General features: G+C 65.4%; 21 protein-coding genes. 14 read left to right on the top strand and 7 right to left on the bottom strand.

The features are described 5' to 3' along the window. Positions 1-70: 70 nt before the first annotated feature. The 6 genes from QX051_RS28035 (at position 71) to QX051_RS28010 (ending at position 5,614) form a co-directional block, all read left to right on the top strand. A complete protein-coding gene (locus QX051_RS28035) occupies positions 71-550 on the top strand; it encodes a MerR family transcriptional regulator (RefSeq protein WP_315778351.1) in 480 nt (159 codons plus the stop codon). Next, complete coding sequence (locus QX051_RS28030; RefSeq protein WP_315778350.1) at positions 477-908, top strand: carboxymuconolactone decarboxylase family protein; 432 nt, start codon at positions 477-479, stop codon at positions 906-908. The genes QX051_RS28035 and QX051_RS28030 overlap by 74 nt, the downstream gene beginning before the upstream one ends. A 539-nt stretch (positions 909-1,447) precedes the next feature. Next, on the top strand, positions 1,448-2,863 hold the full coding sequence (thrC, locus tag QX051_RS28025) for a threonine synthase (protein WP_315778349.1): 1,416 nt from the start codon (positions 1,448-1,450) through the stop codon (positions 2,861-2,863). Next, on the top strand, positions 2,863-4,152 hold the full coding sequence (locus QX051_RS28020; protein ID WP_315735902.1) for a pitrilysin family protein: 1,290 nt from the start codon (positions 2,863-2,865) through the stop codon (positions 4,150-4,152). The genes thrC and QX051_RS28020 overlap by 1 nt, the downstream gene beginning before the upstream one ends. Before the next feature lie 114 nt (positions 4,153-4,266). Next, positions 4,267-4,854 (top strand): GNAT family protein, encoded by a 588-nt coding sequence (locus QX051_RS28015; protein ID WP_315778348.1) that lies wholly within the window; start codon positions 4,267-4,269, stop codon positions 4,852-4,854. Positions 4,855-4,996: 142 nt separating this feature from the next. Further along, positions 4,997-5,614, top strand: a complete 618-nt coding sequence (locus QX051_RS28010; RefSeq protein WP_315778388.1) for a hypothetical protein — start codon at positions 4,997-4,999, stop codon at positions 5,612-5,614. 122 nt (positions 5,615-5,736) lie between these two features. Here the strand turns inward: QX051_RS28010 and QX051_RS28005 are convergent, their stop codons facing one another. The 5 genes from QX051_RS28005 to QX051_RS27985 form a co-directional block, all read right to left on the bottom strand. After that, on the bottom strand, positions 5,737-6,228 hold the full coding sequence (locus tag QX051_RS28005; protein ID WP_315778347.1) for an ATP F0F1 synthase subunit B: 492 nt from the start codon (positions 6,226-6,228) through the stop codon (positions 5,737-5,739). After that, positions 6,228-6,803, bottom strand: a complete 576-nt coding sequence (locus QX051_RS28000) for a F0F1 ATP synthase subunit B' (protein ID WP_315717910.1) — start codon at positions 6,801-6,803, stop codon at positions 6,228-6,230. Before QX051_RS28000 ends, QX051_RS28005 begins: the two co-directional genes overlap by 1 nt. Before the next feature lie 28 nt (positions 6,804-6,831). After that, positions 6,832-7,059, bottom strand: a complete 228-nt coding sequence (locus QX051_RS27995; protein ID WP_006615622.1) for a F0F1 ATP synthase subunit C — start codon at positions 7,057-7,059, stop codon at positions 6,832-6,834. Between the two features lie 40 nt (positions 7,060-7,099). Further along, the gene (locus QX051_RS27990; protein ID WP_315735910.1) at positions 7,100-7,843 is read right to left on the bottom strand and encodes a F0F1 ATP synthase subunit A; all 744 of its coding nucleotides are present in this window, start codon (positions 7,841-7,843) and stop codon (positions 7,100-7,102) included. A gap of 73 nt (positions 7,844-7,916) precedes the next feature. Continuing rightward, on the bottom strand, positions 7,917-8,294 hold the full coding sequence (locus tag QX051_RS27985; RefSeq protein WP_315735912.1) for an AtpZ/AtpI family protein: 378 nt from the start codon (positions 8,292-8,294) through the stop codon (positions 7,917-7,919). Between the two features lie 286 nt (positions 8,295-8,580). Between QX051_RS27985 and QX051_RS27980 the strand changes: the two genes are divergently transcribed. The 3 genes from QX051_RS27980 to QX051_RS27970 all read left to right on the top strand — a co-directional run bounded on the left by QX051_RS27980 (position 8,581) and on the right by QX051_RS27970 (position 10,365). Beyond that, the gene (locus QX051_RS27980; protein ID WP_315778346.1) at positions 8,581-9,204 is read left to right on the top strand and encodes a 2-hydroxychromene-2-carboxylate isomerase; all 624 of its coding nucleotides are present in this window, start codon (positions 8,581-8,583) and stop codon (positions 9,202-9,204) included. Between the two features lie 102 nt (positions 9,205-9,306). Further along, positions 9,307-9,873, top strand: coding sequence for a hypothetical protein (locus QX051_RS27975; RefSeq protein WP_315735916.1), 567 nt, complete (start codon positions 9,307-9,309; stop codon positions 9,871-9,873). 24 nt (positions 9,874-9,897) lie between these two features. Further along, the gene (locus tag QX051_RS27970) at positions 9,898-10,365 is read left to right on the top strand and encodes a secondary thiamine-phosphate synthase enzyme YjbQ (protein ID WP_315778345.1); all 468 of its coding nucleotides are present in this window, start codon (positions 9,898-9,900) and stop codon (positions 10,363-10,365) included. 108 nt (positions 10,366-10,473) lie between these two features. Here the strand turns inward: QX051_RS27970 and QX051_RS27965 are convergent, their stop codons facing one another. Next, on the bottom strand, positions 10,474-12,144 hold the full coding sequence (locus tag QX051_RS27965) for an MFS transporter (protein ID WP_315735921.1): 1,671 nt from the start codon (positions 12,142-12,144) through the stop codon (positions 10,474-10,476). A 352-nt stretch (positions 12,145-12,496) separates the two neighbouring features. Between QX051_RS27965 and QX051_RS27960 the strand changes: the two genes are divergently transcribed. From QX051_RS27960 to QX051_RS27940, 5 genes are all read left to right on the top strand, one after another. Continuing rightward, on the top strand, positions 12,497-13,171 hold the full coding sequence (locus tag QX051_RS27960) for a response regulator transcription factor (protein ID WP_315778344.1): 675 nt from the start codon (positions 12,497-12,499) through the stop codon (positions 13,169-13,171). A 748-nt stretch (positions 13,172-13,919) separates the two neighbouring features. Further along, positions 13,920-14,501 carry an Imm21 family immunity protein gene (locus tag QX051_RS27955; protein ID WP_315778343.1) on the top strand — a complete coding sequence of 194 codons (582 nt, stop codon included), beginning with the start codon at positions 13,920-13,922 and terminating at the stop codon, positions 14,499-14,501. Positions 14,502-14,656: 155 nt separating this feature from the next. Next, positions 14,657-15,016, top strand: a complete 360-nt coding sequence (locus tag QX051_RS27950; RefSeq protein WP_315735927.1) for a hypothetical protein — start codon at positions 14,657-14,659, stop codon at positions 15,014-15,016. A 98-nt stretch (positions 15,017-15,114) separates the two neighbouring features. Continuing rightward, the gene (rpiB, locus tag QX051_RS27945; protein ID WP_315737011.1) at positions 15,115-15,570 is read left to right on the top strand and encodes a ribose 5-phosphate isomerase B; all 456 of its coding nucleotides are present in this window, start codon (positions 15,115-15,117) and stop codon (positions 15,568-15,570) included. 153 nt (positions 15,571-15,723) lie between these two features. Continuing rightward, the gene (locus QX051_RS27940; RefSeq protein ID WP_315735929.1) at positions 15,724-15,885 is read left to right on the top strand and encodes a hypothetical protein; all 162 of its coding nucleotides are present in this window, start codon (positions 15,724-15,726) and stop codon (positions 15,883-15,885) included. A gap of 60 nt (positions 15,886-15,945) precedes the next feature. Here QX051_RS27940 and QX051_RS27935 read toward each other — a convergent pair whose 3' ends face one another. Next, entirely contained in the window at positions 15,946-19,464 is a 3,519-nt protein-coding gene (locus QX051_RS27935) for a PAS domain-containing hybrid sensor histidine kinase/response regulator (RefSeq protein ID WP_315735932.1), read from the bottom strand. Between the last annotated feature and the right edge of the window lie 345 nt (positions 19,465-19,809).

The following is a 19,809-nucleotide window of genomic DNA, read 5'->3' as shown; positions in this document are numbered from 1 at the left end:
AAACGGCGCTTGACTTAGAGCGCGCTCGAACCCGTAGCCTGCCGGGCGTCGTGAATGGAGATGAGCGCGCATGAAGATCGGCGAGCTGGCGAGGCAGTCGGGGCTCACGCCCCATACCATCCGCTACTATGAGCGGATCGGGCTGCTGCCCAGGGCCGATCGCGACCATGCGCAGCAGCGGGACTATGACGCATCGATCCTGACCTGGATCGAATTCCTCGGCCGGTTGAAGGCCACGGGAATGCCGATCCGGGACATGCTGCGCTATGCCGAGCTGCGCGCGGGCGGCGCTGCCACGGAGCCGGACCGACGCCGGCTCCTGGAGCGCCATCGCGACGCGGTCCGGGCGCGCGTCGCCAGCTTGCAGGATTGTCTTCTCGTTCTCGACGCCAAGATCGCCAGCTATGCCGGCGCGAACGAGAGGACGAACGATGATGACGCAATCAACGCCCAGCCAATCCACGACGACGAGCCCGATGCCGGGCGGCACGCAATCGGGCGCCAACAACGATCAGGACCGGCTGGCGCGCGGCCGGCGCGCGCTCGATAGCATCGACGGCGAGGCCGGCCACAATGTGATCGCGGCGCTCGCCGACATCGCGCCGGATTTCGCGACCTACGTGATCGAGTTTCCGTTCGGCGACATCTATTCGCGCCCCGGCCTCGATCTGCGCAGCCGCGAGATCGCGACCATCGCGTCCTTGACCGCGCTCGGCAATGCCACCCCTCAGCTCAAGGTGCACATCCATGCGGGTCTCAATGTCGGCCTCAGCCGCGACGAGATCACCGAGGTGATCATGCAGATGGCGGTCTATGCCGGCTTTCCCGCCGCGCTCAACGGCCTGTTCGCGGCCAAGGCGGTGTTCGCCGAGGCCGATGCGAAGGGCGCGGAGGCCGCACAGCTCTGAGCGGCCGCCGGGTCACTCGTAGCCCGCATGAGCAAAGCGACATGCGGGACCGGTGCTGATCCCGCATGTCGCTTGCGCTCATGCGGGCTACGGTTGCGGGCTACGGCTTGGCCTCGATCGACCGCACGCTCCCCGAGACCTTCACCGGCGCGGCGGCCGATCCGTCGAGATCGACCTGCAGGCAGCAGGGCACGCCCATGTCCTCGCCCTGGCGGATCACGATCGGCCCCTCGGCCGCCCAGGCGAGCTCGCGCAGATAGCCGGCAGACGACGATCGTCAACATTTCTACCGAACGCATTGAACCGCGCGATGACGGCGGAGCGCGGGAGGCTGGTTCGGAGCGCCACCATGCGCTGCGCTCCCGCGCCGGCGTCCGTAACGCCGCCGTAACCCGGAGCCGCGACCATTGCTGTGCCAACAACCGGTTTCGCGCACGGACCAAAACCATTATGGTGCCGGACCATGTTGCCGCTAGGCGGTTCCGATTTCGAATTCAATCAACGGGTTATGGCCTGGTGACGCAGGTCAGGAGAGCGGTTTGACGCGCTATGTTTCGACCCGCGGGGAAGCCCCCGCGCTCACCTTCTGCGATGTGATGCTGACCGGGCTCGCCCGCGACGGCGGCCTGTACGTGCCCGAGACCTGGCCGCAGCTGACGCCCGAGACGATCGCCTCGTTCTTCGGCCGGCCCTATTGGGAGGTCGCGGTCGAGGTCATCAAGCCGTTCGTCGCCGGCGAGATCTCGGATGCCGAGCTCGGCCGCATGGCCAACGAGGCCTATGCGACCTTCCGTCACCCCGCCGTGGTGCCGCTCGACCAGATCGCACCGCATCAGTTCGTGCTGGAGCTGTTCCACGGCCCGACCTTGGCGTTCAAGGACGTGGCGATGCAGCTGATCTCGCGGCTGATGGACCACGTGCTGGCCAAGCGCGGCGAGCGCACCACCATTGTCGTGGCGACATCCGGCGATACCGGTGGTGCGGCGGTCGAGGCTTTCGCCGGCCGCGACTATGCCGATCTGATCGTGCTGTTCCCGCATGGCCGCATCTCCGAGGTGCAGCGGCGGATGATGACGACGTCGGGTGCGGCCAACGTGCATGCGCTGGCGATCGAAGGTCATTTCGACGACTGCCAGGCGATCGTGAAGGGCCTGTTCAACCATCACGGCTTCCGCGATTCGGTCAGGCTGTCGGGCGTCAACTCGATCAACTGGGCGCGCGTCGTCGCCCAGGTGGTCTACTACTTCACCTCGGCGGTCGCGATCGGCGCGCCCCACCGCGCCGTCGACTTCACCGTGCCCACCGGCAATTTCGGCGACGTCTTCGCCGGCTATGTCGCCAAGCGCATGGGCCTGCCAGTGCGCACGTTGCGCGTCGCGACCAACGTCAACGACATCCTCGCCCGGACGCTGACGACCGGCATCTACGAGGTGCGCGAGGTGCATGCGACGGCTTCGCCCTCGATGGACATCCAGGTGTCGTCGAATTTCGAGCGGCTGCTGTTCGAAGCCGGCGGCCGCGATGCCGGCACCGTGCGGCGGCTGATGGACAGCCTCAAGCAGTCCGGCCGCTTCGTGCTGCCCGATGCCATGCTGGCGGCGATCCGCGCCGATTTCGATGCCGGCCGCGCCGACGAAACCGAGACCGCGGCGGCGATCCGTGCCGCCTTCCGCGAGGCCGGCGATCTCGTCGATCCGCACACCGCCGTGGCGCTGGCCGTAGCCGATCGCGACGGCACGGATCTGTCGGTGCCGAATATCGTTCTGTCGACCGCCCATCCCGCCAAATTCCCCGATGCGGTCGAGGCCGCCTGCGGGATGCGGCCGCACCTGCCGGTGTGGCTCGAAGGGCTGATGAGCAAGCGCGAGGACATCAGGATCATGCGGAACGACCAGGCCGAGGTGGAGAAGTTCATCCGCTCGGTCAGCCGGGCCGCCAAGCAGGGAATTGCATGATGGGTGTGGAAGTCACCAAGCTGCCGACGGGGTTGACGGTCGTCACCGACACGATGCCGCATCTGGAGACGGCGGCGCTCGGGGTCTGGGCCGGCGTCGGCGGTCGCGACGAGAAGCCGGACGAGCACGGCATCTCGCATCTGCTCGAGCACATGGCGTTCAAGGGCACGACGACGCGCAGCGCCCGCGAGATCGTCGAGACGGTCGAGGCGGTCGGCGGCGATCTCAATGCCGGCACCTCGACCGAGACCACGGCCTATTACGCCCGCGTGCTGAAGGCGGACGTGCCGATGGCGCTCGATGTGCTCTCGGACATTCTGGCCAATCCGTCATTCGTGCCGGAGGAGCTGGAGCGCGAGAAGAACGTGATCGTGCAGGAGATCGGCGCGGCACAGGACACGCCCGATGACGTCGTGTTCGAGCATCTCAACGAGCTGTGCTTTCCGGACCAGCCGATGGGCCGCTCGCTGCTCGGCACCGCCAAGACGCTGGAGGCGTTCGATCGCGACAAGCTGCACGGCTATCTGTCGACGCATTATCGCGGACCCGACATGGTGGTCGCGGCCGCCGGCGCCGTCGATCATCAGCGGGTGGTCGAGGATGTGACGAAGCGATTTGCCAGCTTCAATGGCGGCCCGGCGCCGAAGCCGCTGCCGGCGACATTCGGCAAGGGCGGCTCACGCGTCGTGCACCGCGATCTCGAGCAGGCGCATCTGACGCTCGCGCTCGAGGGCGTGCCGCAGGCCGATCCGTCGCTGTTCTCGCTGCAGGTGTTCACCAACATCCTGGGCGGCGGCATGTCGTCCCGGCTGTTCCAGGAGGTGCGCGAGAACCGGGGGCTCTGCTACTCCGTCTACACGTTCCACGCGCCCTATAGCGACACCGGCTTCTTCGGCCTCTACACCGGGACAGATCCGGCTGACGCGCCCGAGATGATGGAGGTCGTGGTCGACATCATCGGCAATGCGGTGGAGACCTTGAGCGAGGCCGAGGTCGCCCGCGCCAAGGCGCAGATGAAGGCCGGGCTGCTGATGGCGCTGGAGAGCTGCAGTGCCCGTGCCGAGCAATTGGCGCGGCATATCCTGGCCTATGGACGGCCGCAGACCTTGCAGGAGATGGTCGCCAAGATCGAGGCGGTCAGCGTCGAGAGCACGCGCGATGCGGCGCGGGCGCTGCTCGCACGCAGCAAGCCGGCCGTCGTCGCGCTCGGCACCGGCAGGGGTCTGGACACAGCGGTAACTTTCGCCGAAGGTCTGACCGGTTCGAGATCGAAGGCCCAACTGCACTGAACGTGGTACGGCTCGGTGCGGTCTTCGCATTGAATTCCGCCAGGACTCGGCGCCGGAGATCTGGGGTGGGTCGGAGCAGGCTTCGACCCGGAAAGAGCAGGGGGAGCATCACAGATGGCCCTGTTTCGCTTGCCATCCAACGGACCGGCTGCGCTGGCTCCGCGCGGCCAGGGCCTGCTGCTGCGCGCGCCGCAGATGGCCGATTACGCGCAATGGGCGCGGCTGCGCGAGATCAGCCGCGACTATCTCACGCCCTGGGAGCCGATCTGGCCGTCCGACGATCTGACGCGCTCCGGCTTCCGCCGCCGGCTGCGCCGCTATGCCGAGGACATCTCGGCCGACCGCTCCTATCCGTTCATCCTCTTCCGCGAGCAGGATGGCGCCATGCTCGGCGGCATCACGCTCGCCAATGTCCGCCGCGGCATCGTTCAGGCCGGCACCATCGGCTACTGGATGGGGCAGCCGTTCGGGCATCATGGCTACATGACGGCGGCGCTGCGGCTGCTGCTGCCGACCTTGTTCGGCGAGCTCAATCTGCACCGGGTCGAGGCGGCCTGCATCCCGACCAATACGCCGTCGATTCGCGTGCTGGAGAAATGCGGCTTCACCCGCGAGGGCCTGGCGCGTCGCTACCTGTGCATCAACGGAGTCTGGCAGGACCATTACCTCTATGGCCTGTTGCACGAGGATTTCCGGGGGTAGCAATCGTGATCGGGATGGCCGCGGGAGAGGCCGATCGGGGCTGGTTCCGGCCTCTGAATTGGGTATAGACGCCTGGGCTGGGCGACCGAGTTGCCGGGGATATCAGACGATGCGAGAGACGAGCGTGATCAGGGTTGGGACGTTGGCAGCCGTGCTGCTGGCCTTGGGAGCCGCGGGCGCGGCGCCGCCGGCGGCCGCCCAATCGCTGACCGACCGCTTCAAGAGCCTGTTCGGCGGCGGCTCCGACAACAAGGGACAGGAGAACTTGCCCGCCGGCGGCGGACCGCCGGCCGATCCGACCGAGGGCCTGACCTGTCCGCCGGTCAGCATTCGCGCCGGCGCCTCGACCTACGCCGTGGCCGCGCCCGGCAAGCAGGCGGTCGGCAATGACGTCCGGTTCCAGGCGTCGATCACGAAGACCGCGCGCGAATGCAATCTCAACGGGGCCGAAATCATCGCCAAGATCGGCATCCAGGGGCGCATCGTTGCCGGACCGGCGGGCGCGCCGGCGAGCGTCGACATTCCCATGCGCATCGCCGTGGTCCAGGGCGGCATCGGCGAGAAGGTGATCGCGACCAAGTCGTATCGCACCACGGTGCAGATGACCGAGGACGGCAGCGTGCCGTTCACGATCGTCGCCGAGGACATGGTCTATCCGGTGCCGCCGCCCGGCGCCAATGCCGACAATTACGTCTTCTACATCGGCTTCGACCCGCAGGCCCTGACCCCGGAGCGGCCGCACGGCAAGAAGCGGAGGTGAGGCGGGTGAACGACGGCGAGGCCGCGCTCGGCAGGTCCGGGGCCGATGGCCTTCAACGCAAAAGGCCGGCGCGATGAAATCGCCCCGGCCTTTTGAAGATACTGGATCAGATGGACTGCCGCTCAGTTCAGCTTGCGGCCGACTTCCGCGATGCCTTTGGCCACGAGGTCTTCGCCAAGAGCGCCCTTGACCGACTGCGACAGCACGGTCGCGGCGGCCTGGACGGCGGCATCCGCCGCAGCGGACCTGACGTCGGCGAGAGCCTGGGCCTCGGCGAGGGCGATCTTGCTCTCGGCGGCCTTGGTTCGACGGGCGACGAAGTCTTCCATCTTGGCCTTGGCTTCCACCGCGATGCGCTCGGCTTCCGCCTTGGCGCTGGTGATGATCTCCTCGGCCTCGCGTTCGGCACTGGCGCGGCGGGTCTTGTAGTCGGCGAGCACTTTGACCGCCTCTTCCTTGAGCCGCTTGGCCTCCGCCAGCTCGTTCCTGATGCGCTCGGAGCGATTGTCGAGCGCCTTCAGGACCGTGCGGTGGACACCGAGATAGGCGAACAGGCCCATCAGGATCACGAAGGCAATCGCAACCCAGGTTTCCGGATCAGCAAGCAAATGCATCAGGCTGTTCCCTTCAACGATGCATCGACCGCAGCCTCGACCGTCTTGGCTGCAGGGGCCTTGCCGGTGAGCTGCTTCACGATCGCGCTGGCTGCGTCTGCGGCGATGCCGCGGACATTGCTCATTGCGGTCGTGCGCGTGGTGGCGATGGACTTCTCCGCCGCCGCGAGCTTGGCTGCGAGGCTGTCTTCCAGCGCCTTGCGCTCGGCGTCCGAAGAAGCCGCGAGCTTCTCGCGGGTCTCGGCTCCGATCGCCTGGGCACGGGCACGAGCCGTCGCCAGCTCGCTTTCATACGCCTTCATCGCGGCTTCGGATTCATCCTTCAGCCGCTGCGCTTCAGCCAGATCGCCGTCGATCGACTTCTGGCGGGCGTCGATGACGGCCCCGACCTTCGGCAGCGCCACACGCGAGACGATCACGTACAGCGCCACGAAGGCGATCACCAGGGAGACGATCTGGGAGGGAAAGGTTTCCTTCTGGAAGGGAGGGAAACCATGCCCGCCATCGGCCTCAGTATGGGCGCTTGCGGTGCCCTTGGCCTCGCCGCCCTTGGCCTCGCCATGACTTTCAGCCACGGGCTTCTCCTGTCCGGCTCAAGCCGTCTTAGACGGCGTACAGCAGGAGCAGCGCGATCAGCAGCGAGAAGATGCCGAGCGCTTCGGTCACCGCGAAGCCGAAAATCAGGTTGCCGAACTGGCCCTGGGCAGCCGACGGATTGCGCAGAGCGGCCGACAGATAGTTGCCGAAGATGATGCCGATGCCGGCACCCGCGCCACCCATGCCGATGCAGGCAATGCCCGCGCCAATGTACTTCGCTGCAACCGGATCCATGAAACGAACTCCTTTGAGGGGTTTGGTAGAGAGGGCCGGATCAGTGGCCCGGATGGATAGCATCGTTGAGATAGATGCAGGTGAGGATCGTGAAGACGTAGGCCTGGAGGAACGCGACCATCAGCTCGAGGCCGGTCAGCGCGACCGTCAGGCCGAGCGGCAGCAGCGCGCCGACCTTGCCGACGAAGCCGAGCGCGCCGAGCATGGTCACGAAGCTCGCGAACACCTTCAGCGTGACGTGGCCGGCCAGCATGTTGGCGAACAGACGGACGCTGTGCGAGATCGGGCGGGAGAAGAAGGAGATGATTTCGATCACGACCACCAGCGGCAGGATCACCGCGGGGATGCCGGACGGCACGAACAGCTTAAAGAACTTCAGGCCGTTCTTGTAGAAGCCGTAGATGATGACCGTCAGGAACACCAAGAGCGCCAGCGAGAAGGTGACGATGATGTGGCTGGAGACGGTGAAGGTGTAGGGGATGATGCCGACGATGTTCGAGACGAAGATGAACATGAACAGCGAGAACACCAGCGGGAAGAACGTCATGCCGTGCGAGCCGGCGCTGGTTCTGATGGTGTTGGCGACGAATTCGTAGGACAGCTCGACCACCGACTGGAACCGGCCCGGCACGAGCGCGCGCCCGGCGGCCATCATCATGACGGCAATGAGCACGACCGCGAGCAGCATGTACGCGGACGAGTTGGTGAAGGTGATCTCCTGATTGCCGATGTGGCCGATCGTGAAGATCTTGTTGAGATGGAACTGGTGGATCGGATCGATCATCCGCGTGGCGTCTCAGTTGTTCACCGGCCACGCCGGCGCTTTGCAATTCACTCGACGATCTTCCGCGCTGATCTCACTGGCGGGGCCTGTCGGGAGCTATGCCTGCGGATCTCACCACGTTCAACACGCCGGCGGCAAAGCCGAGCAGGAAAAACACGATGAATCCGAAGGGCGATGTCGACAGCAAGCGGTCGAAGCCCCAGCCAAGCAACGCGCCGACGAGGACACCGGCGATCAACTCGGACGACAGTCGCAGGCCACGCGCCATGGCCGAAGCCCGGGCTGCAGTGTCACCGCTGCCGTTTCCAGGTTGATCAGCCCCGATCTTTCGGCCGTCGCGAATTTCGGACAACCGTTGGTCGAGACTTCCGAGCCTTGCGGAAAGCGCAACCTCATCGGGCGACTTGTCGCGATCCTTGTGTCCGCTGCTCTCGTTCGTGTCATCCGCCATGTGCCATCCGCCACGTGTGGAGACCCGACCCGGTGCCGCGAGTTTCAGGAATTAGCGCCCCATCGCCCTTTAAAGCCGGGCGGACCATACTGACCGCATCCCCCCAAGTCAAGATTGCGTGTTGAACTGTTAGATGCCTGAATTTACACGTTTTCTCGGCTTTTTCGTCAGATCGGTCGCGCGTGTCACCGCGCCGCATCAACAGTGTTGTGTGCGGCTGCGATCTTGCACCCGTCAGGACCCGATGATCAGCTCTCGCTGAGCTCCAACCAACACGGGAACCCGCATGGCGCGCCAGATCGACTACTATTTCTCGCTGCAGTCGCCATGGGCCTATATCGGCCACCGGCTGTTCCGCGACATCGCCGCGAGCCACGGGGCGACCGTCAACCTCAAGCCGGTCATGCTGGTGGATCTGTTCGCCGAGACCGGCGGGCTTCCACTGGCCAGGCGCCATCCGGCGCGGCAGCGCTATCGCATCGTCGAGCTGAAGCGGTGGCGCGACAAGCGCGGTCTTGATTTCCACATCCAGCCGAACAACTGGCCCTTCAACGCCCGGCTCGCCGACGGCGTCGTCATCGCGGCGCAGCAGGCCGGCCTCGATCCGGAGCCCTATCTGCAGCGCGCCTTCCCGGCCATCTGGGAGCAGCAGCTCAATCTTGCGGATGCCGAGGTGATCGCCGGCTTGGCCGATGCAGCCGGACTGCCGGGCCGCGATCTCGTGACGCAGGCGGCGACGGACATGGTCGGGGCGGCCTACGAGCAGAACCGGCAGGACGCGATCGCGGCCGACGTGTTCGGCTCGCCGGCCTATGTGCTGGACGGCGAGATCTTCTGGGGGCAGGACCGGCTCGAGCTGCTGGCGGACGCGTTGAAATCCGGTCGCTCCGCCTATACGTCCGAAACATAGGTGCGGCCTGTGGCAGGGGATCGCACCTGGGGCAACGTCATGGCCGCGACACAATGTCGGCGTGCATGGCGGCGGTTGCGAATGCGCCTGGGAGAGCCAGCCATGAGTCTCACGAAGCCCTACCGGCCGCCCCTCCTCGCGCTGCTGGCGTTGAGCTGTCTCGGCGGAGAGGCGTTTGCGGTCGAGGACACCGCGCCTGACGGCGACAAGGGACGCTACACGATGTCGACGACGTCGGATGGCGTGATCCGGCTCGATACGAGGACCGGTGCGGTCTCGATGTGCAACAACAGCGGTGGGTCGGGCTTCGCCTGTTACGCGGTGCCCGATGAGCGCGCCGCGCTGGATGCCGAGATCGGCCGTCTGCAGGCGGAGAATGAAAAGCTCAAGGGCCAGCTCGCGTCGCGCGACCAGAGCATCTCCGGCAAGATCGATGAGCCGCTGCCGAAAGATCAGGCGCTGCCCAAATCCGATCAGTTGAAGAAAGCCGAACCCAAGACGGGGGACAAGCCGGGTGAATCGAAATCCTCCGATGCAACGCGCAAACTCGAGATCCCGCTGCCCAGCGACCAGGACATGGATCGCATGATGGGGTTCCTCGAACAGGCTTGGCGCCGGCTGCTCGACATGGCGACGCGGGTGCAGAAGGACGTCTCGGGCAGGATCTGAGACCGCTTCGAGGAGGCTGAACGCATGCCAGCCAGATCGATGTCGCGCAGCGCGCCCTCGGCGAGCGTCATCAATACGATCGTAACCTCGACTCTGACCGTACAGACTTCGGGCCGCGGCTTCACCGATTTCACGCGCGAGGTCGAGGCGTTCCTGCGTGAAGTATCCGCCAGGGAAGGCGCGGTGACCCTGTTCATTCGCCACACCTCGGCGTCGCTGACGATCCAGGAGAATGCCGATCCCACCGTGCTGCACGATCTCGCCACGGCGCTGGCGCGGCTGGCGCCGGAGAATGCCGGTTGGGTGCACGACACCGAGGGGTCCGACGACATGCCGGCGCACGTCAAGACCATGTTGAGCGCGGTCTCGCAGCAGGTGCCGGTTCAGGACGGCCGCATGATGCTCGGCACATGGCAGGCGCTCTATCTGATCGAGCATCGCGCGCGTCCGCATCGGCGCGAGGTGGTGTTGCAGTTCATCGGCGCGGCGTGAGGCCATAAAAGAGAAAATCCCTGGCGCAAAAAGCGGAACGGCCGCGGAGTGATCCGCGGCCGTTCGTCGTTGGAAGCAGATGCGAGCGGGGTGCCGCTCGCCTCGTGATCAATCGGCCTGGATGTCGACGTCCTTGGTCTCCGGCAGGAAGATGAAGCCGACGACCGCGGTGATCACGGCGAACGTGATCGGGTACCACAGGCCGGCATAGATATCGCCGGTCGAGGCCACGATTGCGAAGGCGGTGGCGGGCAGCAGGCCGCCGAACCAGCCGTTGCCGATGTGGTAGGGCAGCGACATCGAGGTGTAGCGGATCTTGGTCGGGAACAGCTCGACCAGCATCGCTGCGATCGGGCCGTAGACCATGGTGACGAAGATCACCAGGATCAGCAGCAGGCCGATGATCGCCGCGACCTGCGGACGGAAGATGTCGAACGGATGCGCCATTTTCACGATCGTCGGGTTGCCGGCCTTCGGATAGCCGGCCTCGCCGATCGCCGCCGTCAGCGCCGGGTTGCTGGTCTTGGCGTCGGTGTAGGGCACTTCCTTGCCGTTGAAGGTAACCTTCACGCCGGAGCCGGCCGGACCGTACACGGTCGAGTACTTGACCGAGGACTGGGCCAGGAAGGCGCGGGCGGTGTCGCAAGGCGCGGTGAAGACGCGGGTGCCGACCGGGTTGAACAGATCGCCGCAGCCGGCGGGATCGGCCACCACTTCCACCTTCGTCGCCTCGATCGCCTTCTCCAGCGCCGGGTTGGCGTTGGTGGTGATCATCTTGAAGATCGGGAAGAAGGTCAGCGCCGCGATGAGGCAGCCGCCCATGATGATCGGCTTGCGGCCGATCTTGTCGGACAGCATGCCGAACACGACGAAGAAGCCGGTGCCGAGCAGCAGCGACCAGGCGATCAGCAGGTTGGCGGTGTAGCCGTCGACCTTCAGGATCGATTGCAGGAAGAACAGCGCGTAGAACTGGCCGGTATACCAGACCACGCCCTGGCCCATGGTGGCGCCGATCAGGGCCAGCAGCACGATCTTGGCGTTGCCCCAGTTCGCGAACGCTTCCGTCAGCGGCGCCTTCGAGCTCTTGCCCTCGTCCTTCATCTTCTGGAACACGGGCGACTCGTTGAGGCGCAGACGGATCCAGACGGAGACGCCGAGCAGCAGCACGGACACCAGGAACGGAACGCGCCAGCCCCATTTGGCGAAGTCGGCCTCGCCGATGATGGTGCGGGTGAACAGGATGACCAGCAGCGACAGGAACAGGCCCATCGTCGCCGTGGTCTGGATGAAGGAGGTGTAGTAGCCGCGCTTGCCCATCGGCGCATGCTCGGCGACGTAGGTGGCCGCACCGCCATACTCACCGCCGAGCGCGAGGCCCTGCAGCAGGCGCAGACCGATCAGGATCACCGGCGCAGCGAAGCCGATGGTCTCGGCGTTCGGCAGGATGCCGACGATGAAGGTCGACAGACCCATGATCAGGATCGTGACCAGGAAGGTGTATTTGCGGCCGACGATATCGCCGATGCGGCCGAACACGATGGCGCCGAACGGGCGGACCAGGAAGCCGGCGGCGAAGGCCAGCAGCGCGAAGATGTCGCGGGTGGCCGGCGGGTAGGCGCTGAAGAACTGCGCGCCGATGATCGAGGCCAGCGATCCGTAGAGATAGAAGTCGTACCACTCGAACACGGTGCCGAGAGAGGAAGCCAGAATGACGAAGCGTTCGTCCTTCGTCATGCCTCCCGATCTCGCTTGTGTGGCTACCATTGTCGACATCGGCATTCGCTCCCCATGATTGTTGTGATGATGGCTTTCGCCTCCGCATGCCGGACTTGGACGGCGCAGGTCGCGGAGACCTTGGCCTTCAGTAACATTGCAGTGAAACCCGCCCCAATACGACTTTCGGCTCTGCCCTCTGCGGCGCGCGGTAAAGATGGGGACATTGCGGCGGATCAAGTTCGGTGAAAGGCCGTCGCGTTACCGATGTTGCGTTGCACAAGGTTCGGATTAACCGCCTTCCCTGCAAGTGGAATTGGACGCTTGCATGCAACCGGTGGCCGGGCGAGTATTTCCGGAAAACCGGGCGCGTGCAGTTGCAGCATGTCGTCGGTCTCGCAAGGTCAAATCTGGATTCATGGCGACTGCCAGCACCCATCTCGTCATTGCCGATGATCATCCGCTGTTCCGCAACGCTTTGCGGCAGGCGGTCGCGAGCGTGCTCGCGGAGGCCGTGGTCGACGAGGCCGGTTCGTTCGAGGACCTCACCGCACTGCTGGAAAAGGATTCCGATGTCGATCTCGTACTTCTCGACCTCACCATGCCCGGCATCTCCGGCTTCTCGGGCCTGATCTATCTGCGCGCGCAATATCCGGCGATCCCGGTGGTCATCGTGTCGGCGAGCGATGACGGCGCGACGATCCGCCGCTCGCTCGATTTCGGCGCGTCCGGCTTCATTCCGAAACGGTTCGGCGTCGATACGCTGCGTGATGCCATCAAGAAGGTGATGGACGGCGACGTCTGGGTGCCGCCCGACACCGACCTCGCCGCCGGGGCCGATCCGGAGATGACGAAGCTGCGCGACCGGCTGGTCACCTTGACCCCGCAACAGGTGCGTGTGCTGATGATGCTGTCGCAGGGCCTCCTCAACAAGCAGATCGCCTACGAGCTCGGCGTCTCCGAGGCGACCATCAAGGCGCATGTCTCGGCCATCCTGCAGAAGCTCGGTGTCGAGAGCCGGACCCAGGCCGTGATCGCCGCCGCGAAGATCGCGGGCAGCGCCTGGCGGCAGGATACGCCGACGGGGAAGTAGGCGACGGGAAAATCTGGATGAGTCGTCATTCCGGGATGGTCCGAAGGACGGGGCCCGGGATCTCGAGATTCCGGGTTCGGCTCTGCGAGCCGCCCCGGAATGACGATACCCCGCAGCAGTCTGCCGGAGGCGCCATTGGCCGGCGCTTGATGCCGCCTTGCAGTGTATGTGGACAGCGTCCATTCCGCACGCCTTCTGCTTCACTCGCGACACACCTTCACGGCCTCGCGGCGCACAGCGCGTCCGAGCTTTGCCAATCATCGGCCCTCTTGAAGATAGAGGGCGCAGGGAAGGCCGGGCGCTGGCCGCGCCCGTGGCCCGCCTGCAGAAAAAAGCAGGCGGCAGTCACCACAGGTCTGGCCGAAACACCCGGCCTTCCCTGCGCGATGGCTTTAACGGCTGCTCCGCGCTCTCCTCGGGGACCGGCTTTCTTGCCCCCGTCATCCGCAACACCGTCGTCACGGATTTGGCATCAGCAACGGGATGCCAGGACCACACGGCTTGACCGTGCGCGCCGGATCGTTCGTCGGCAGGACAAAGCCCGCTGCGACCCGACGCGCCCACCGCATCCCGCGCCCCACGTTCGTGACGATCGCGAAGCGCCCCTCATGGCGGGCACGGGATGGCGCGACTCGTAGCATGATTTCTGGAAAAAAGAAACTCAATTCGCGGGGGGGCCTCGTTTCGGCTCGAATAGCTGCCGAGCTTTGTTGGTCCAAGAGTAGACGCATCTGCTATCATTAGCCGCATGTCACGCACCCGCACCTGGATTGAAACGACCCGTGGCCCTCACGTGCTGATCCCCGCTGAGCAACTGTCGCGTTGGCGGGGCATCGAGGGATGGAGTAGCCATGAAGACCCTGAAGATCAGAGCGACTATGCGCGTGCGTGCAGGGCGACGGGCTGGCTGGGATCGATCGTCTGCGGGAATGGTGCGGCCGTCATCTTGTCCGGAGATGCCGGTGATGTGGCGTGGTACGCCGATGATCGCGAAGACCGAGGGGTTCTCGTTCAATGGATTGGGGTCGACGATGAGCGACCGATTGAGCCTGCATTGAGGGCGCCGCAACTGCGGGCCGACCTCGATGGCCCGGACGCTGAGCGACTCGAATTCGAGACGGGGGCGTCCGGGGTCATGTATCTGATCGATTCAGCCGATCGAGGTGACGATCTGCGCAGCCATCATCTGACACTGGCGTTGCGGCCAGGGCGCTATCTCGCGAGAGCAGCGTATCAACACTCTACCGGGCTGGCGATTGTCGTTCGCGAGATCGGCTGGATCAGCCGATTGCCGACCGCTGGGAGACAGGCGGCTGCCCCAGACAGTTGATCGGCCGTTGAAGAGGATGTTATATGCCCACCCCAGAGTGGAGCAGCTCGATGTTCGCAATGCCCCGCCGGATCTTGGTCGCCTCGTTGATTACGATATCGCTTGCGCATGTCTCGCCTGGGTCCGCTTGCTCTTCCCTCTCTCGGAAGCCGCTCGTGACCGAGGAGGAATTGTTTTCGCAAGCCTCCGCGGTCCTCGTCGCACACCTCACGTCGGTCCAGGAGATTGCCGCGCCAGACGATATGAAGGGGGCCTACAAGCAGATCATCGAAGCTTCGGCCCAAGCGATCGAGGTGATCAAAGGAAAGCCGCCGGACGACGAAAAGGTCAGGAGCGCGCCATTTGCATACGGCAATTGCACGCTCCCTCTCCTGGCGGGGGCTGATTACATCTTCTTTCTGCAGGATCGAGATCCGTACATCACCTTCCTGACCGGATCTGCAGGGCCCATCCTGAACCGCAACGGGAGCGAGGTGCGCGAGAGGCTCGACAAGCTGAGGTCGCTGGCAAAATAATGCGGGGGAAGAGATTTGCCGATTGATCTCGGATCCAGTGCGTCGAGTACCTAATCCGACTCATTCGAGCCGCGAACCTGCTCCGGAACGAGGAAAGCCTGCTCCATGACAGCCACAGCCGCGTCGTCCTCTCCAGCGACCACGCTGCCATCCCCTTGCGACAAGCCATTGCGGCTCATCTCTCGCTGAAAGGCTGGGTGGTGGTCGATATCGGGCTGACGACGCCGGAGAGCACGCATTATCCGAAGCATGGCGAAGCGGCCGCGCGTCGCGTCGCCTCCGGCGATTGCCGGTTGGGCATCATCCTGCGCGGCACCGGCCAGGGCATTATGATGGCTGCCAACAAGGTCAAGGGCATCCGTTGCGGCGTCTGCGCAGACACCTTCTCGGCGCGGATGATCCGCCAGCACAACGACGCCAACATGCTGTCGATCGGTGCGCGCGTGGTCGGCGAGGGGCTGGCGCTCGATATCGTCGACGCGTTCCTAACTGCGGATTTCGAGGGCGGCCGGCATGTGACGCGGGTGGACATGATCACCGCACTGGAGGCGTAGTGCCGTCGCTTGAATGCGAACGGACCAGCAATTGCGACAGCCAAAGGGCGGGTCCAGGTGCGCCGCGCTGCTGCGGGTCAGCGTTCCCGCCTTGGTGAACCTTTCAGCCCTTCGTCTTGACCTATTTTGAGCGGGGGGAGGTAGAGGTCGCACATGACTGCCATGGCCAGGGCTCTTTCGAGGGCTTTTTCCGAGTCATCGGATGGTGCAAAGGACGAGTTGCTCAGACATCTGGTGCTGTTCTTCGCTGCTCTATTTTTCGTATGGATACTGACCCAGACCTACGGGCTGGATTTGAGCCTCGCCTTTTTCTGATTCCTTTGTTCGCCAGTCGGGGCTGCCTCTTTTTCGGGTGAGCAGCCGCGCCTTTGCGAACTACTCCGCCGCCACCATCTGCTGGATCCGCCACTGTCCCAACAGCGCCCGCAATGACGCCGGCTTGAGCGGCTTGTTGAGCACGGCGATGTTGTCGTCGCGTGCGGCGGCGCGGACGTGGGGGCTGCGGTCGGCGGTGATCAGGATCGCGGGCAGCGCCTCATTGAAGCGGCGGCGGATGTCGCGGATGGCGGCGATGCCGTTGCCGCGGTCGAGGTGATAGTCGACGAGCAGGCCGGTGACGGCGCCGTCGCGTGCCGCGATCGCCTCCACCGCGGACTCCGGATCGGGGACGGCGATCACCTCGGCGTCCCACGCCGTCAGCAGGGTCTTCATGCCGTCGAGGATCGCGGGATCGTTCTCGATGCAGACGATCAGGGCGCCCGCGATCGGCGTCGTTGCCAGCGGGGTCGCGGTGGTGACGGCGGCGGTGTGGTTGATCGCCTTGGCGATCGGCACCGTCACTGAGAACACCGAGCCGCGGCCGGGTCGCGAGTCCAGCGCAATGCCGTGATTGAGCACACGCGCGATGCGCTCGACGATCGACAGCCCCAAGCCGAGGCCGCGCGCGATCCGCGCGCCCTGCTCGAGGCGGTGGAATTCCTTGAAGATCTCGCCACGCTTGACCGGGGGGATGCCGACGCCGGTGTCGTAGACGCCGATCTGCAGCGACTGCCCGTGGCGGCGGCAGCCGACCAGCACGCGGCCCTTGGGCGTGTACTTGATGGCGTTGGAGATGAAGTTCTGCAGCAGCCGGCGCAGCAGCAGGCGGTCGGATTCGACCGGCAGCGACGACGGCACGAACACCAGCTCCAGACCCTTGGCGCGCGCGGCCGGCGCGAACTCGATCTCCAGCGAGCGCATCAGGTCGGCCATCTTGAAGCTCGAGATCGAGGGCGTCATCGCGCCGGCGTCGAGCCGGGAGATGTCGAGCAACGCGCCGAGAATCTCCTCGATCGCCTCGAGCGAGTCGTCGATGTTCTCGACCAGGCGCGAATCCTCGCCCGCCGTCTGCCGCTCGACCAGGCTCGTCACGTAGAGCCGCGCCGCGTTCAGCGGCTGCAGAATGTCGTGGCTGGCGGCGGCGAGGAAGCGCGTCTTGGAGATGTTGGCGTCCTCGGCGGCGCTCTTGGCCAGCGCGAGCTCCGAGTTCAGCCTTGTCAGCTCCTCGGTGCGGTCGCGCACGCGCTTCTCCAAGGTCGCATTGGCGCGCTCCAGCGCTTCGGCGGCCTCGAACGAGGGCGTCACGTCGGTAAAGGTGATGACGAGGCCGCCATCCGGCATGCGGTTGGTGCGGACCTCGATCACCATGTGGCGGTCGGCGAGGCGTTCCAGATAAGGCTCGCCCTCGGTGGTGTAGGCGGCGAGTCGGCGCGCCAGCAGCGCCTCGCTGTCCTCATAGGTCGGCGCGCCGATCGTGCCCATGAATTCGAGGATTTCCTTCAACGGGCTGCCGATCTGCACCAGATCCGGCGGCAGCCCGAGCAGGTCGACGAACTGGCCGTTGGAGCAGATCAGTTGCAGGTCGGCGTCGAACACCGCGATGCCCTGGCGCACGTGGTTGAGCGCGGTCTGCAGGATCTCGCGGTTGAAATGCAGCGCGGCATGGGAATCGTCGAGCAGCTTCAAGGCGGCCTTGGCCGACACCGTGCGCTTGCGCAACAGCAGCGACATCACGAGGCGCGACGACGCCGCGCCAATCGAGGAGGCGATCAGGTGCTCGGCATGGCGCAGCAGCTCGAAATCGGCCGGCGCGGCCGGATCGAGCGGGAGGTTGCGCTGGGCGGCGAACGCCTCGAACGAGGCGCGAGCGCGGTCGGGACCGAGATATTGGCCGACCGTGCTCTGGATGTCCTGCACCGTCACGGTCGAGCGCCAGCGCCGGAAGCTCGGCGCACTCGGCGTCAGCTCGGCCGGTACGAAGATGTCGGCCTGCAAGAGCTCGATCGACGACGGCTGCCGCGCCAGCGACAGCACGATGTAGGTCAACAGATTGAGCGACAGGCTCCACAGCACGCCATGCAGCAGCGGCGGCAGATCGGTGCCGAGCAGCGCCTGCGGCCTGAGTGCCTCCAGCCCGAACGGGCCGTGCTGGAGAAACAGGATGCCCGCGGTCGAGGTGTCCAGGAAGCTCGGGATGAAGAGCGTGTAGAGCCAGACGGCGAAGCCGACCAGCATGCCGCCCATGGCGCCGCGCGCGGTCGCGCGCCGCCAGAACAGACCGCCGAAGAAGCTCGGCGCGAGCTGGGCGATGGCGGCGAACGACAGCAGACCGATCGCGGCGAGCTGGGTGTTGCCGAGCGCGCGGTAGTAGAAATAGGCCATCACCATGATGGCGAAGATCGCGATGCGGCGGGTGCCGAGCAGGAAGCCCGCGAAGTCGCGGCCGATCTCGCGCTGCTCCTGACGCTGCAGCACCAGCGGCACGACGATGTCGTTGCAGACCATGATCGACAGCGCCACGCATTCGACGATCACCATCGCGGTCGCCGCCGACAATCCGCCGACGAAGACGAGGATCGACAGCCATTGCGAATTGGCCTCGATCGGCAATGCCAGCACATACATGTCGCTGTCGACGGCGCCGAACGGGAAGGTGACGAGGCCGGCGAGCGCGATCGGAATCACGAACAGATTGATCGCGACCAGATAGAGCGGGAACAGCCAGCGCGCGCGCGACACCTCGGCGTCGTCGGCGTTCTCGACCACGCTGACATGGAACTGGCGCGGCAGCAGCATTGCGGCGCAGAACGACAGCAGGGTCATGGTGAGGAAATTGCCGATGCCCGGCACATATTCCAGCGCGCGCTCGGCCTCCGGCGATTTCATCGCGCGCTCGATCAGCTCGACCGGCGAGAACATCCAGAAGGTGACGAAGGCGCCGGCGGCGATGAAGGCGACGAGCTTGATGATCGACTCGGTCGCGACCGCCAGCATCAGGCCGTGCTGATGCTCGGTGGCGTCGGTCTGTCGCGTGCCGAACAGCACCGCGAAGACGGCCATCGCGAGCGTGACCATCAGCGCCATGTCGCCGACGATCGGGATGTGGGCGAAGGCGCGGTCGTCGATCAGGATGGTCTGCAGCGAGGAGGCGACGGCCTTGAGCTGCAGCGCGATATAGGGCACCGAGCCGATGATCGCGATCAGCGCCACCGTTGCTGCGACCGCCTGGCTCTTGCCGTAGCGGGCGCCGATCAGGTCGGCCACGGACGTGATGTTCTGCGACTTGGCGAGCTGGATCACCCGGCGCAGCAGCGGCGTGCAGGCGCCGACCATCAGGATCGGCCCGAGATAGATCGCAAGGAAGTCGACGCTGGTGCGCGAGGCGAAGCCGACCGAGCCGAAGAAGGTCCAGGAGGTGCAGTAGATCGCCAGCGACAGCGGGTAGATCAGCCCAGCCAGCCGGCCACGGCTTTCCGCCGGCCGCCGCTCTCCGGCCCGGTTGCCGCGGCTGGCGACCAGGAACAGGAAGCCGATGTAGCCGAACGCGGCTGCGATCACGCCCCAGTCGTGCAGCATGGCCTTCGCGAACTCCTCGATCGCTGCGCCCCGTGAATTGGCTGCGAACTTAGCGCTTTGCGAGAGGCGGGGCGATAGGGATGTGGCGAGGGACGCAGGGAACGAGGAGGCGTCGTTAAGGGCGGCGCGATGTATCGCTTCGACGGCGGCGGTCCGTTCCATATCCAGACGGATCGGTGGAGTCGTGACGATCTGAGCCCGTGTCTCGCGGCGTGGCCGGTCAGCTCCCCTCCCCCTTGCGGGGAGGGGTTGGGGGTGGGGGGCCCCGGTGACCGACCGGGTTGATCCCTGACATTTTGGACCGGGCTGATCCCTGACACTATTCGATCACTGCTGTGTTGTCTC

The sequence above is a fragment of the Bradyrhizobium sp. SZCCHNR1053 genome, assembly GCF_032381235.1.
Classification (GTDB): Bacteria; Pseudomonadota; Alphaproteobacteria; order Rhizobiales; family Xanthobacteraceae; genus Bradyrhizobium.
Note: the sequence above shows the minus strand (reverse complement) of the source record. Positions and strands in the feature narration are given on the sequence as shown.